The sequence below is a fragment of the Meiothermus luteus genome (assembly GCF_003574085.1).
GTDB classification, from domain to species: domain Bacteria; phylum Deinococcota; class Deinococci; order Deinococcales; family Thermaceae; genus Meiothermus; species Meiothermus luteus.
Map to the genome: position 1 here is coordinate 1 of NZ_QWKZ01000076.1, position 12,949 is coordinate 12,949.

General features: G+C 66.4%; 15 protein-coding genes. 8 read left to right on the forward strand and 7 right to left on the reverse strand.

Going from position 1 to position 12,949, the window contains the following annotated elements:
* The first annotated feature begins 5 nt into the window (after nucleotides 1–5).
* Genes Mlute_RS10905 through purF form a run of 5 tightly spaced genes read left to right on the forward strand, consistent with a single transcriptional unit; the run spans nucleotide 6 to nucleotide 5,279 of the window.
* The gene (locus tag Mlute_RS10905) at nucleotides 6–179 is read left to right on the forward strand and encodes a phosphoribosylformylglycinamidine synthase subunit PurS (protein WP_281270863.1); all 174 of its coding nucleotides are present in this window, start codon (nucleotides 6–8) and stop codon (nucleotides 177–179) included.
* The gene (purQ, locus tag Mlute_RS10910) at nucleotides 176–877 is read left to right on the forward strand and encodes a phosphoribosylformylglycinamidine synthase subunit PurQ (RefSeq protein WP_119360676.1); all 702 of its coding nucleotides are present in this window, start codon (nucleotides 176–178) and stop codon (nucleotides 875–877) included. The genes Mlute_RS10905 and purQ overlap by 4 nt, the downstream gene beginning before the upstream one ends.
* A 36-nt stretch (nucleotides 878–913) precedes the next feature.
* Nucleotides 914–1,663, forward strand: coding sequence for an HAD family hydrolase (locus Mlute_RS10915; RefSeq protein WP_119360677.1), 750 nt, complete (start codon nucleotides 914–916; stop codon nucleotides 1,661–1,663).
* A complete protein-coding gene (purL, locus tag Mlute_RS10920; protein ID WP_119360678.1) occupies nucleotides 1,663–3,864 on the forward strand; it encodes a phosphoribosylformylglycinamidine synthase subunit PurL in 2,202 nt (733 codons plus the stop codon). The genes Mlute_RS10915 and purL overlap by 1 nt, the downstream gene beginning before the upstream one ends.
* The gene (purF, locus tag Mlute_RS10925) at nucleotides 3,861–5,279 is read left to right on the forward strand and encodes an amidophosphoribosyltransferase (protein ID WP_119360679.1); all 1,419 of its coding nucleotides are present in this window, start codon (nucleotides 3,861–3,863) and stop codon (nucleotides 5,277–5,279) included. Before purL ends, purF begins: the two co-directional genes overlap by 4 nt.
* A 129-nt stretch (nucleotides 5,280–5,408) precedes the next feature.
* On the opposite strand, the gene Mlute_RS10930 is transcribed toward purF, so the two are convergent.
* From Mlute_RS10930 to Mlute_RS10945, 4 genes are read right to left on the reverse strand one after another with little or no spacing between them, the layout of a single operon-like run.
* A complete protein-coding gene (locus tag Mlute_RS10930) occupies nucleotides 5,409–5,906 on the reverse strand; it encodes a CHRD domain-containing protein (RefSeq protein ID WP_182482546.1) in 498 nt (165 codons plus the stop codon).
* Nucleotides 5,907–5,918: 12 nt separating this feature from the next.
* The gene (locus Mlute_RS10935; protein ID WP_119360680.1) at nucleotides 5,919–6,551 is read right to left on the reverse strand and encodes a ferritin-like domain-containing protein; all 633 of its coding nucleotides are present in this window, start codon (nucleotides 6,549–6,551) and stop codon (nucleotides 5,919–5,921) included.
* 44 nt (nucleotides 6,552–6,595) lie between these two features.
* Nucleotides 6,596–7,222 carry an anti-sigma factor gene (locus Mlute_RS10940; RefSeq protein WP_119360681.1) on the reverse strand — a complete coding sequence of 209 codons (627 nt, stop codon included), beginning with the start codon at nucleotides 7,220–7,222 and terminating at the stop codon, nucleotides 6,596–6,598.
* Nucleotides 7,212–7,763 (reverse strand): sigma-70 family RNA polymerase sigma factor, encoded by a 552-nt coding sequence (locus Mlute_RS10945; protein ID WP_119360682.1) that lies wholly within the window; start codon nucleotides 7,761–7,763, stop codon nucleotides 7,212–7,214. Before Mlute_RS10945 ends, Mlute_RS10940 begins: the two co-directional genes overlap by 11 nt.
* Before the next feature lie 76 nt (nucleotides 7,764–7,839).
* On the opposite strand from Mlute_RS10945, the gene trpS reads away from it, so the two are divergent.
* Nucleotides 7,840–8,865 carry a tryptophan--tRNA ligase gene (trpS, locus tag Mlute_RS10950; protein ID WP_119360683.1) on the forward strand — a complete coding sequence of 342 codons (1,026 nt, stop codon included), beginning with the start codon at nucleotides 7,840–7,842 and terminating at the stop codon, nucleotides 8,863–8,865.
* Entirely contained in the window at nucleotides 8,862–9,539 is a 678-nt protein-coding gene (locus Mlute_RS10955) for a chromosome segregation protein ScpA (RefSeq protein ID WP_119360684.1), read from the forward strand. The genes trpS and Mlute_RS10955 overlap by 4 nt, the downstream gene beginning before the upstream one ends.
* A gap of 5 nt (nucleotides 9,540–9,544) precedes the next feature.
* Here Mlute_RS10955 and minE read toward each other — a convergent pair whose 3' ends face one another.
* From minE to Mlute_RS10970, 3 genes are all read right to left on the reverse strand, one after another.
* Nucleotides 9,545–9,778 (reverse strand): cell division topological specificity factor MinE, encoded by a 234-nt coding sequence (minE, locus tag Mlute_RS10960; RefSeq protein ID WP_119360685.1) that lies wholly within the window; start codon nucleotides 9,776–9,778, stop codon nucleotides 9,545–9,547.
* Nucleotides 9,778–10,581, reverse strand: coding sequence for a septum site-determining protein MinD (gene minD, locus Mlute_RS10965; protein WP_119360689.1), 804 nt, complete (start codon nucleotides 10,579–10,581; stop codon nucleotides 9,778–9,780). Before minD ends, minE begins: the two co-directional genes overlap by 1 nt.
* Nucleotides 10,582–10,697: 116 nt before the next feature.
* Complete coding sequence (locus Mlute_RS10970; protein WP_119360686.1) at nucleotides 10,698–12,383, reverse strand: long-chain-fatty-acid--CoA ligase; 1,686 nt, start codon at nucleotides 12,381–12,383, stop codon at nucleotides 10,698–10,700.
* A 110-nt stretch (nucleotides 12,384–12,493) separates the two neighbouring features.
* Between Mlute_RS10970 and Mlute_RS10975 the strand changes: the two genes are divergently transcribed.
* On the forward strand, nucleotides 12,494–12,949 hold a 456-nt coding region (locus Mlute_RS10975), incomplete at its 3' end, for a M20 metallopeptidase family protein (RefSeq protein WP_119360687.1).

Consider the following 12,949-nt stretch of genomic DNA (forward strand, 5'->3'; position numbering starts at 1 on the left):
GGGTTTTGCAGGGGCTTGGCTTCCGCGCCGAGGGGGTGCGGGTGGGCCGGGTGCTGGAGATGGAGGTGGAGGCCGCCGACGAGGCCGAGGCCCGGGCGGTGGCCCAGCGGATCGGCCAGGCCCTGGCCAACCCGGTGATGGAGGTCTTTGTGGTGGAGGCGGTGAAGGAGCTGGTATGAGGGTCGCGGTGGTGCAGTTTCCCGGCTCCAACTGCGACCAGGACACGCTTTGGGCGCTTCGGCTGGTCGGGCTTCAGGCCGAGCTGGTCTGGCACACCGAGGGAAGCCTCGAGGGTTTCCAGGCCGCCATTCTGCCGGGCGGCTTCTCCTACGGCGACTACCTGCGGGCCGGGGCCTTGGCCAAGTTTTCCCCGGTGATGCAGGAGGTGCGCCGGCTGGCCTCGCGGGGCTACCCGGTGGTGGGCATCTGCAACGGCTTCCAGGTGCTCACCGAGGCCGGGCTGCTGCCGGGGGCGCTTTTGGCCAACACCAACCTGCACTTTACCTGCAAGGAGGTATTCGTGCGGGTGGAGCGCATCGACCTGCCCTTCACCAGCGGCTATTCACCGGGGCAGTTGCTTCGGCTGCCCATCGCCCACGGCGAGGGGCGCTACTATGCCGACGCCGAGACGCTGGAGCGGCTCGAGCAGAACCACCAGGTGGTCTTCCGCTACGCCCCCCCGCCCAGCACCCCAGAAGCGACGGGCTATAACCCCAACGGCTCCCTCCACGACATCGCCGGCATCGTGAACGAAAAGGGCAACGTGCTGGGTATGATGCCCCACCCCGAGCGGGCGGTGGAGGAGGTGTTGGGGGGCACGGATGGGCTGGGCCTGTTTCGGAGCCTCAAGGCGGCGCTCGAGGTGCTTCTGGCTTGAGCTCAAGACCGAGACCATTTGGCAAAGGAGGTAGGTATGACACCCAAGGCCATCACCTTTGACTTCTGGGGCACCCTATTCACCGAAGGGCCTGAGTACGCGGGCCCCATCAAGGCCCTGCGCAACGAGATACTCCTGGATGCGGCCTCGGAGGCAGGGGTGACGGTGGAAATTGACGCGGTGATGGAGGCCTGGCGGCAGGCCGCCTTGGACTTTGAGGCGGCCTGGATGGCCGAGCAGGTCATGACCCCCTTTGACCGGGTGGCCCGCATCTTCGGCTACCTGGGCTTGCCCTACGACGAGGGCCACATCGCCCTTACCGCAAAGCGCATCGTAGAGGCCAGCCTTGAAGGCAACCTGGTGCCCCTGCCTGGGGTGCTGGAGGCCTTGCCTAAGCTAGCCCAGCGCTACAAGCTGGGCATCGTCTCCGATACCAGCATCGCCACCGGCCGCATCCTGCAGGAGCACCTGAAGCGGCACGGGCTGCACCACCTCTTCAGCGGTTTTTCCTTCTCCGATGAGACCGGGGTGGTCAAGCCCAGGCCCGAGGCCTTCCTGGCCGCCCTGGACGAGATGGGGGCCCGGCCCGAGGAGGCCCTGCACATAGGCGACATCCCCCGCACCGACATCGCCGGGGCCTTCCAGACCGGCTATCCTTGGGCGGTGCTCTACACCGGCCACACCCACCGCAACGGGGGCCCCGAGCCCACCGCCCGCATCGCCAACCACCAGGAGCTCTTCCCCCTGCTTGAGGGGGTCATTGGACACCCGCCGAGGGCCCTGTAATGCAAGAAACCCTACCCCCCTTGCTCCAAGAGACCGGCATCCCGCCGCACGAATACCGGGAGATTGTGCGCCTTTTGGGTCGCGAGCCCAACCGGCTCGAGCTCTACCTCTTCAAGGTGATGTGGAGCGAGCACTGCGCCTACAAGAACTCCCGGCCCCTGCTGCGCCTGCTGCCCAAGGAGGGCCCCGCGGTGCTGCAGGGCCCCGGCGAGAACGCGGGCGTGGTGGAGATCGGCGAGGGCTGGGCGGTGGCCTTCAAAATTGAGAGCCACAACCACCCCTCGGCGGTGGAGCCGGTGCAGGGGGCGGCCACCGGGGTGGGGGGCATCATCCGCGACATTGTGGCCATGGGGGCCCGGCCCATCGCCCTGCTCAACTCGCTGCGCTTTGGCCGGCCCGAAGACCCCCGCACCCGCTACCTGCTGCGGGGGGTGGTGGAGGGCATCGCCCACTACGGCAATGCCATCGGCGTGCCCACGGTGGGGGGCGAGGTCTACTTCCACCCCGGCTACCAGGAAAACCCGCTGGTGAACGCGATGTGTGTGGGGCTTTTGCGGGTGGAGGAGCTCAAGCGCAGCCGGGCTTCGCGGGCCCGCCCGGTCTACTACGTGGGCTCCAAAACCGGGCGGGACGGGATTGGGGGGGCCGCGTTTGCTTCGGAAGAACTCTCCGAGGAGAACGAGTCCAAGCGCCCCAGCGTGCAGGTGGGCGACCCCTTCATGGGCAAGCTCACCCTGGAGGTGACCCTCGAGGCCATCCGGCAGGGCCTGGTGGAGGGGGTGCAGGACATGGGGGCCGCCGGCCTTACCTCCTCGCTTTCGGAGATGGCCCACAAGTCGGGGCTGGGCCTCGAGCTCGACCTCGACCGGGTGCCCCGGCGCGAGCCGGGCATGACGCCCCTCGAGCTCATGCTCTCGGAGTCGCAGGAGCGCATGGTGCTGGTGCCGCGCCCGGGCAAGGAGAAGGACCTCGAGGCCCTGGCCGCTCGCTTTGGCCTAGACGCTGTGCCGGTGGCGCATATGATCGCCGAGCCGGTCTTCCGGGTGGTGGCGGGAGGAGAGGTGGTGGCCGAGGTGCCCACCCAGGCCCTGGCCGAGGCCCCCACCTATGTGCGGGAGGGCCGGGAAGACCCGGCCATCGCCCAGGCGCGAGCCCAGGATCTAAGCGGCCTGCCCCTGCCGCAAGACCTACAGGGCGCGCTGCTTCGGCTTCTGGCCTCGCCAAACCTTTGTAGCCGCGCCCCCGTCTTCGAGCGCTACGACCACCAGGTGGGCACCAACACCGTGCTCCTTCCCGGCAAGGGCGATGCAGCCGTCCTGCGCATCAAGGGCACCCGGCGGGCCATCGCGGTCAAGGTGGACGCCAACCCCCGCTACTGCCGGCTTTTCCCCCGGCTGGGGGCCATGCACGCCCTGGCCGAGGCTGCCCGCAACGTGAGCGTGGTGGGGGCCCGGCCTTTGGCCTACACCGATGGGCTGAACCTGGGCAACCCCGAGACCCCGGAGGGCTACTTTGAGCTCTCCGAGACCATTCATGGCCTGGCCGAGGCTTCCAGGGCCCTGGGCCTGCCGGTGGTCTCGGGCAACGTTTCCCTCTACAACGAGGGCCCCAACCACCGCATTCCTCCTACCCCCATGGTGGGCGTGGTGGGCCTTTTGGAGGAGGTGGAGCGCCGCGCGGAGCTGGGCTTCTGCAAGGAGGGGGCCTTCGTGGTGCTCATCGGCCCCGAGGAGGGCCACCTGGGGGCCTCGGAGTACCTGTGGCTCGAGCACGGCCTGGAGGCCGGAAGCCCTCCGCCGCTCGAGCTGGCCCTGGAGGTCCGGGTGCAGGCCGCCATCCGCGAGCTCATCGGGCGGGGCTGGGTGCAGACCGCGCACGACGTGGCCGAAGGCGGGCTGGCGGTGGCCCTGACCGAGATGTGCCTGCCCTACGGCCTGGGGGCCACCGTGGAGCTGCGCAGCCCGGCCCGGCCCGACGCCCTGCTCTTCGGCGAGGCCCCCAGCCGCGTGCTCTTCACCGTGGACCAGGCCTACCTGCAGGCCTCCGCGGAGTACCTGGAGGGCCTGGGGGTGCCTTACCGCATCCTGGGCCAGGTGGGGGGCGACCGTCTGACCATCCTCCTACCCAAGGCCCGCTTGGAGTGGAGTGTGGACGACCTTCGAAGGGCCTGGGAGGCACCGCTTAGGGAGGTGTTGCCGTGAGGGAGGACAAACCCCACGAGGAGTGCGGTGTGCTGGGCCTGTGGTCGCCCGAGCCCCTACCGGTGGCCGACCTGCTGCAACTGGGGCTTTTCGCCCTGCAACACCGGGGCCAAGAGGCCGCCGGGATTTGCGTGTCCAACGGCAAAGACCTGGTGATTGAAAAGGACTTGGGGTTGGTCACCCAGGTCTTCGACGAGGCTCGCATGGAACGTCTGCGCATCCCTGCGGCCAACCTGGGCATCGGGCACACCCGCTACTCCACCACCGGCTCCAACCTGCGCTTCAACGCCCAGCCCCTCAACGTGCGCAGCTCCAAGGGCATCCTGGCCATCGCCCACAACGGCAACTTCGTCAACGCCTTGCAGATTCGCCAGGAGCTTTTAGGGCACGGGGCGGTCTTCCAGACCACCAACGACACCGAGGTAATGATTAATCTGATTGCCCGCTACACCCAGCTCAACCTGGTGGAGGCCACCGCCCGGGCCATGCGCGAACTGACCGGCGGCTTCAGCGTGGTGCTAATGGATCGGCACACCGTACTGGCCCTGCGGGATGGCAACGGGGTGCGCCCCCTGGTGATTGGACGCTTGCCCAATGGCGGTTGGGTTTTTGCCTCCGAGCCTCCGGCGCTGGCCCTGATGGGGGCCGAGTTTGTGCGGGATGTGCGGCCTGGAGAGCTGGTCTGGGTAGAGGCAGGCGAGCTTCGATCCTGGCAGGTGCTAAAGCCCCAGCCCACCCCCTGCGCCTTCGAGTGGATTTACTTTGCCCGGGCCGACGCCACCCTAGATGGCATCGGAACCCACCCGGCGCGCGTTCGTATGGGGGAGCGGCTGGCCCAGGAGGCCCCCGCCCAGGCCGATGTGGTGGTGCCGGTACCGGACTCTGGGATAGGGGCGGCCATCGGCTACAGCCGGGCCTCGGGCATTCCCTTTGACTATGGCCTGCACAAAAACCCCTACGCGGGCCGCACCTTCATCCAGCCCACCCAAGAGATGCGCGACCTGAAGGTACGGCTGAAGCTGGCCGCCACACCAGCAGTGACGGGCAAGCGGGTGGTGCTGGTGGACGACTCCATTGTGCGGGGCACCACCTCGGGGCGCATCGTGCAGCTCTTGCGCGAGGCCGGGGCCACCGAGGTGCATGTGCGCATCTCCTCGCCGCCCATCCGGTTCCCCTGCTACTACGGCATCGACACCGCGGCCCGCAAAGAGCTGGTGGCGGCCACCCACTCGGTGGAGGAGATTCGCACCCTGATCGGGGCCGACTCGCTGGCCTTCCTGAGCGAACAGGGCGTTCGCGAGGCCATTGGCGGGCCGGTCTGCCTGGCCTGCTTCAACGGGCAGTACCCGGCGGGGAAGCCGGAGGAGGAGATGCGCAAGGAGGCGCTCGAGACCGAAGGTGCGAGCGTTCGGTAACCTGCCAAGCAACTTATGGTGCGTTGCAAGGGTCTCGTCTTGCGCTCGAGACCGAAGGTGCGAGCGCCCGGTAAGGCACAGGACGGATAAAAGCCGGGCGGTGTTTCCACCCGGCTTTGGTTGAGGCGTCTACATGACTAGAATCTGCCCCCGAAGCTCGCCCGCGCGGAAGGCGGCGGTGTGGATGTCAAAGTAGAGCTCACCTCGGTAGAGGCGGTTCAGGTCGTCTAAGCTCAGCTCGAGCCGGTCCGCGAAGGTGGCGCTCCGGCCGTCTGGGGCGCTTGTGACCTTTAGAGCCTGGAGCAAAGGGCCGTTTTGCCTTTTAGCCCCACGGTGGATGTGCACGGCGCTGGTCAGGCGAGCGTTCAGGGCCGGGTCGTCCACCGGGTCGCGGGTATAGTCGCGGAAGGGCCCGGCCAGGTTGGCCACCGCCCCCTGGAGGCTCAGGGTAGACCCCATCAGCTCGAGCCGAACCACCGCCAAAGCCGGGGTGTTGGCCGGGTTGGGCACCACCTCGGCCCCGCTCAGCACCACCGCCCGTACCAGGCCGGCCCCTCCTTGGGCGCTTCCCAGGCCCAGGGCGACCAGGCTGGCCCCCAGACCTCCTATAAACCTTCTACGCTCCAAGGCAGCCCTCCTCTACTTCCGGATGAAGCCCTGCACGGCCTGGGTGGCCTGCTGGGGGGTGATGGAGACCGCGAAGGCCCGGCCCACCGGGGTCTGGGGGCCCTCCACCCGCCCGCCCAGGCTCAGCACCGCGTCGCGCAGCAGGGCCAGGTGGGCCTCCTCGTTCATGGCGATGCTGGCCGCCGCGGAGAGCACCGCTTTGTTTTGGATGAGGGGGATGGCCCCCAGGTAGGCCCCGGTGAAGGCGGTCTCGAGGGCCACCAGGGTTTCCAGCACCTTGAGGCGGTTGGCCGAGTTGAACTGCAGCTCGCCGTAGGTGAACTGGGGCCGGGCCACGGGCATGGCGCCAAAGGGGCCCCGGATGGTGTCGGTGAGGGCCTTGACATGGGCCTCCTCGTGCTTGAGGGCCTCCGCCAGGTAATCCCGGATCTCGCCCGGGAAGCCCACCGTCAGGGCCCGGGTGTAGGCGTCGGTGGCCAGGTACTCGGCGGTGAGGGCCAGGTTGAGCACATCCAGGTCGCTCACCCCCTGCGACTGGGCCAAGGCCCGGCCCACCAGGCTGTGGGCCAGGGCCGCCGAGACGCCGGCGGCGGTCAAGACCTGCACGAACTTCCTACGGGCCGGGTTTTGGGGTTGCTTTTCCATTTTGCACCTCCGCCCTGCTGTTCGCAGGCGGAGGGGCATTTGGATTAAGGGGTGGATTGGGGCAGGCCCAGCAGGGTGGTGGGCGCCGGGCTGCCGCCGGGGGGCTCGAGGGAAACCGCCAGGGCCTGGGCCTCGGGGGGAAGGCGCAGGCTCTTGATGGGGGTGCGGAAGGTAGGAAGGGGCAGCGGGCGGCCCTGGGCCAGCCCCCAGGCCTGGAAGACCTGGCCTTGGGGGGGCCAGCGGTCCAGGAGCACCAAGGCGGCCCGATCCCTGCGCAAGATGGCCCGCCCCACCAACTCGCCTTTGGGACTGGCCAGGGTGACCACCTGGGTCTGGGGGTCGCGCAGCGCGAGCAGCCAGTGGGCGCTCCAGCCGCCGGTGTAGCCCAAGCCCAGCAAAAGGAGCAGCGCCGCGGCCCGGGCCAGCCAGACCGAAAGGCCGCGCCGCCGAGGGGGCCGCAGGCGGGCCATGACCTTCTCCTCCAGGCCGGGCGGTACCGGGGCCGGGGGCACCAGGCTGGCCAGGTCGGCAGCGGTCTCCTGCAGCGCGCGGGCCTCGGCCCAAAGCTCCGGGTAGCGCGCCAGGGCGGCCTCGAGCCGCGCCCGTTCCTCGGGGTTTAGCGCCCCCAGGGCGTACAGCGGCAGAAGTTCGCGCACCTCCTCAGGCTTCACGCAGCACCCCCTTGAGCCGCGCAAGCGCCCGCCGGGCCCGGGTCTTCAGGGTACCCAGGGGAACGCCCAGCTTTAGCGCGGCCTCCTGGTGGGCGTAGCCCTGGTAGAACAGCACCTCAATGACCTCCCGTTCCTCCTCGGAGAGCTGGGCCAGGGCCTGTTTGAGCCGGATGCGGTTCAGATGGCCCTCTTCGTCTAGCCCAGCACCCGGTAGGTCAAAGGCCTCGGCCTCCTCCTCGGCCTCGAGGGGTTTGGGGCGAGCCTCCAGGCGGCGGATATGGTCTACCGCGGTGTGGTGGGCGATGGCCAGGAGCCAGGCCCGGGCCGAGGCCCGCCGGGGGTCAAAGGCGCGCGCGTTTTGCCAGACCTTGCTGAAGGCTTCCTGCACCACATCCTCCTGGCTGGCCGAGTCTAGGCCCATGCGCCGGGCCAGCCCCAAAAAGGCCCCCGCGTAACGGCGAAAGAGCTGCTGCAAGGCGGATTCCTCACCACGCCCCACCAGGGCCAGCAGCACTTCGTCGGAGAAGGCCTCGAGGCTCATGCTCGGCCTATGCTAGCATACGCAAAAAGCCAGTGCTTTGGTTTTCCGACCACCCCGGCCTGCTAGAATACTTTTCGTGAGGCGAGTTTTCTCCGGCTTTCAGCCCACCGGCGACCTGCACATCGGCAACTACCTGGGCGCGATGGTCAACTACATCGCCCTGGGCGAGCAGCTCGGCCAGGACGCCATTTACTGCATTGTGGACTACCACGCCCCCACCAACCCGGCAGCCTACGACAAGGATCTGCTGGCCCAGCGCACTTTCGACGCGGCCCTGGTGAACATGGCGGCGGGCCTAGACCCCAACAAGGTAATCCTCTTCGTGCAGTCGCACGTGCCCGAACACACCGAGCTGGCCTGGGTTTTTTCCACCCAGACCCCCTACGGCGACCTGACCCGTATGACCCAATTCAAGGACAAAGCTGCCAAGCTCGAGTCGGTTCCGGCGGGGCTGCTCATGTACCCGGTGCTGATGGCCGCCGATATCCTCCTCTACAAAGCCGATACGGTCCCCGTTGGCGAGGATCAGCTTCAACACCTCGAGCTCACCCGCGAAATTGCCCGGCGCTGGAACCAGCGGTACGGGGAGACCTTTCCTGAGCCCGAGGCCTACTTGAACCCCCATGCCCCCCGCGTCCCTGGTATAGACGGCAAGGCCAAAATGTCCAAGAGTGTGGGCAACACCATCGGGCTTCTGGAGGATGAGAAGAGCATCTGGGAGAAAATCCGGGCCATGCCCGACGACCCCGCGCGCATCCGCCTCTCTGACCCCGGCGACCCCGAGCGCAGCGTGGTCTTCAAGTTTTTGCAGTACTTCGCCCCGCCCGAGCTGGTGCAGGTGCTCAAGGAGGAGTACCGCCGCCGGGGTATTGGAACCTTTGTGGTCAAGCAGCTCCTGATGCAGGAAATGATGAAAACCCTGCGGCCCATCCGCGAGCGGGCCCTGGAGCTTCGGGCCCACCCCGAGCGGGTTATGGGTGCCCTCGAGGAGGGCGCTGCCAAGGCCCGCCGCATTGCCCAGGCCACCATGGAGGAGGTGCGGGAGAAGTTCGGGTTGCTCCATCCCAAAGGGCGCCGCTTATTGCAGCCCCTTAGCCCATGATCACCCTCTGCTTTGAGGGGTTCAGTGGCACCCCTAAGGAGCTGGCCGAGCGGGTCCGCAGAGGGCAAATTGATGCGCGTGACCTGCCGGTGCTGGTGCTTACCGAGCAGGCCCTGGCCCAGGTGACCGACCTGGGGCTTTCTGAGCGGAGCGAGCTGCTGCCAACGCTTGTAGAGCTGCTGCTTTACAAGCTGCGGGCCTTTGCGCCGAGGCCAGAGCCAGAACCCCCCCTCCCCGAGGAAGAGGCCTTTGAGGGCGGTTTACCGGGTTTTTTGGAGACCCTGGTGCTTCTGGAAGAGGCCATCGGTTTCCTCGAGCAGCGGGCCCGTGAGCGGGCCCGGGTGCTTCCGGTGCCCCCCTCGCCCCTGCCCAAAGACCGCCGGGTGCGCCCGCTGCCGGTGGGCCTTCTCCTGGAGGCTGCCAGGCCCCTGGCCCGCCGGGTGGAGCTTCGTCTGGAACCCGAAACCTTTGGCCTGAAGGAGGCCTGGGAGCGCCTGCTGAGGTTTTTGCAAGGGGTGGGGCGGGCGCTTTTTGGCCGGCTGCCCTTTCTGGGCTGGGGTGAGCAGACGGTGGCCTTTGCTGCGCTTTTAGAGGCCAAGAAGCAGGGGCGGGTGGAACTGCGGCAGGCGGAGAACTTTGGGCCCCTCGAGGTTGAACTCCGAGAAGGCCCTTGAAGGGGCTACTTCGGAATCGGGACGTCGGCGTGAAGCTTCATTTTGTCGTCAAGGGTCTCTACCTGTATAGAGATGCCTTCCTCTTCCGGAAAGTAGCGCTTGAGCACGTTCAGCAGGTCTTGCTTGAGCTGTTCTACCAGCCCCGGGGAGAGGTGGGCCCGGTCGTAGGCCAGCACCAACTTGAGCCGCTCCTTTAGCTGCTCTTTGCTGCTCTTTCCGCCAAAAGGCCACCAGCCCATCACCTACCTCCGAACAAGCGGCGCAGCGCCCCTAGGAACCCCGGGTTGTCGTTGAGAGCGGTAAAGGGTACCTCTTCCCCCCGCACCCGCTGGGCGATTTCCAAAAAGGCCCGGCCCGCTGGGGAACCGTTTTTGAGCACCAGGGGCTCGCCCTGGTTGGAGGCGATGAGCACCCCGTCGTCTTCGGGTACAATTCCGATGGGCTTGATGCCCAGGATTTCCACCACGTCCTCTACCGAGAGCATATCCCCCCGCTGCACCATCTTGGGGCGGATGCGGTTGATGACCAGGTAGTTCTCCCGCACCTCGCGGGCCTCCAAAAGGCCGATGATTCGGTCGGCGTCACGCACGCTCGAGACCTCCGGGTTCACCACCACCAAGGCCCCCTCCGCGGGGGTCGCGGCGGTCTGGAAGCCCTTTTCAATCCCGGCGGGGGAGTCTATCAGCACGCGGTCAAAGCCCTCCTCCTCCAGCAGGGCCCGCACTATCTGGCGAAACCGCTCCGGGTCCAGCGACTCTTTGTCCTTGGTTTGCGATGCGGGCAGAAGGGCTAGCCCTTCTATGCGCTTATCCCGGATTAGGGCTTGCCGGAGCTTGCAACGCCCTTCAATGACGTCAATCAGGTCGTAGACCACCCGGCCCTCAAGGCCCATCACCACGTCCAGGTTGCGCAACCCCACGTCCACATCCACCACCGCCACCTTCTCGCCCAGCCGGGCCAGGGCTGCGCCCACATTGGCGGTGGTGGTGGTTTTGCCCACCCCCCCTTTCCCCGAGGTCACCACAATTGCTCGAGCGTTCACAATAAGTCCTCCAAAAACCACCTGGCTCAGGGCCTATAAGCTCGCCCCTAGTATACGGGGGGGTAAAAGGGCTTGTCAGCTTAGGCTTAAGCCCTAAGCCCGCTGGGAGGTTTGGATTAGCCCTCCACCTTTTGCCGCTCTTTGAGGGCGGCTTCCCGCAGCTCCCGTCGGAGCACCTTGCCTACTGCGCTCTTGGGCAGTTCACTCCGAAACTCGTAGATGCGGGGCACCTTGTAGGCAGCCAGGTTCTCCCGACAGTGCTTGTCCAGCTCCTCTTGGGTTAGGGTAACCCCCGGTTTGGGGACGATGAAAGCAGCCACGGTTTCGCCTCGGTAGGGGTCGGGCAGGCCCACTACCGCTGCTTCGGCCACCTTGGGGTGCGTAAACAGGACCTCCTCCACCTCCCGCGGGTAGATGTTGTACCCCCCCGCGATAATCATGTCCTTCTTGCGGTCCACAATGTAGAAGTAGCCATCCTCGTCCATTCGAGCCATGTCGCCGGTGAGCAGCCAGTCAATTTTGATGGCCTTTTGGGTTTCCTCGGGGCGCTGCCAGTAGCCCAGCATCACATTGGGCCCCCGCACGGCCAGTTCGCCCACCTCGCCGGGAGGAAGCTCGTTTAGGTTCTCGTCTAGAATTTTGGCGTCAATCCCAGGCATGGGGATGCCGATGCTGCCCATCTTGCGCTGGCCTGAAAGGGGGTTGCAGTGGGTGCAGGGGGCGGCCTCGGTCAGGCCGTATCCCTCCACCAGCTTGCCGCCGGTAAGCTCCTCAAACTTCTTGGCCACCTCCACGGGCAGGGCGGCTGAGCCCGAGATGCAGACCTTTACTGTTCCTACCTTGCGCTTTTCAATGCCAGGAAAGTTGATAAAGCCGATGTAGAGGGTGGGCACCCCGGGAAAGTGGGTCACGCCGTGCTTTTCAATGGCCTCAATGCAGGGCTTAACCTCTGGCCGGGGCAGCAGGACCAGCTTGTACCCTGCGGCCAGCCCATAGTTCATGGCCACGGTCATCCCGTAGACGTGGAAAAAGGGGATGGCCCCCAGCATTACCCCCTTGCCCTCCAGCTCCTTTACCTCGTCCCCGCCCCAGGCCAGGCTTTGGTAGGTGTTGGCCACCAGGTTGCGGTGGGTCAGCATGGCCCCCTTGGAGACCCCGGTGGTGCCCCCGGTGTACTGCAAAAGGGCCACCTCATCGGGCTTGGCGGGGTAAGGCTGGTCGGTGGGGGTGGCGGCGCGCAGGGCTTTTTTGAAGTCCAGCCGCTTAGGGTGCTGGGGCAGCTTGACCCAGCGCCCCTCCCGGCGGGCCTTTAGGGGAAAGAGCAGGTTTTTGGGGAAGGGCAGGTAGTCTTGTATGCCGGTGGTGAAGACCCGCTTGACCGGGACTTCCTGCTCGATCTCCGCGTAGCGGGGCCAGAGCATGTCCAGGATTACGAGGGTTTCTGCCCCAGAGTCGCTAAGCTGGTGCCGCAGCTCGCGGGGGGTGTAAAGAGGGTTCACGTTCACGCAGACCCCTCCTGCTGCCAGGGTTCCGTAGAAGGCGATGACGAACTGGGGGGAGTTGGGCAGCATGATGGCTACCCGGTCGCCAGGCTGAACCCCTTGGGCCCGAAGGGCCCCGGCAAAACGCAGGACCGACTCCCAGAGCTGGCGGTAGCCCATCGTGTACCCCAGGAATTCCAGGGCCACGTGGTCCGGGTATTTCTGTGCGCTTCCCTCCAGGAGCTTCCAAAGGGGTATCTCAGGGACCTGCACATCGGCTGGGACACCTTTGTCGTAGTGTTTTAGCCAAGGCTTGTTCATAACCAAACTCCTTATCGTTTGCTCCAAGTCTAGCAAAATTTGTACTTAGTTCAACCCGCGGGGCACCAAGGTGGTTGACGCGGGGCTGCGGGAGTGTTTGACTAGGGGCCATGAACCTTAAGGAAGCCATCGCCGAGATCACGCCGAGCCTGCTCGCCATGCGCCGAGAATTTCACCGCTATCCGGAGTTGGCCTTCCAGGAGTTGCGGACCAGCGCTAAGCTGGCAGAGTTTTTGGAAGGGTTAGGGCTCGAGGTCACCCGAGGGGTTGCCGGAACCGGGGTGGTGGCCCGCTTGAGGGGGGCGCGCCCTGGTAAGACCGTCCTGGTGAGGGCCGATATGGACGCCCTACCCATCCAGGAGGCCTCTGGGGTGCCCTTTAGCTCCGAGAACCCGGGGGTCATGCACGCTTGTGGCCACGACGGGCACGCTGCGATTGTCGCCCATGTGGCTGCGGTGTTGGCCCGGTGGCGAAAGGACCTGGAGGGTGAGGTGCGCTTCGTCTTCCAGCCCGCCGAGGAGATCGTGGCGGGGGCCAGGCCCATGGTGGAGGCGGGGGTGCTGGAG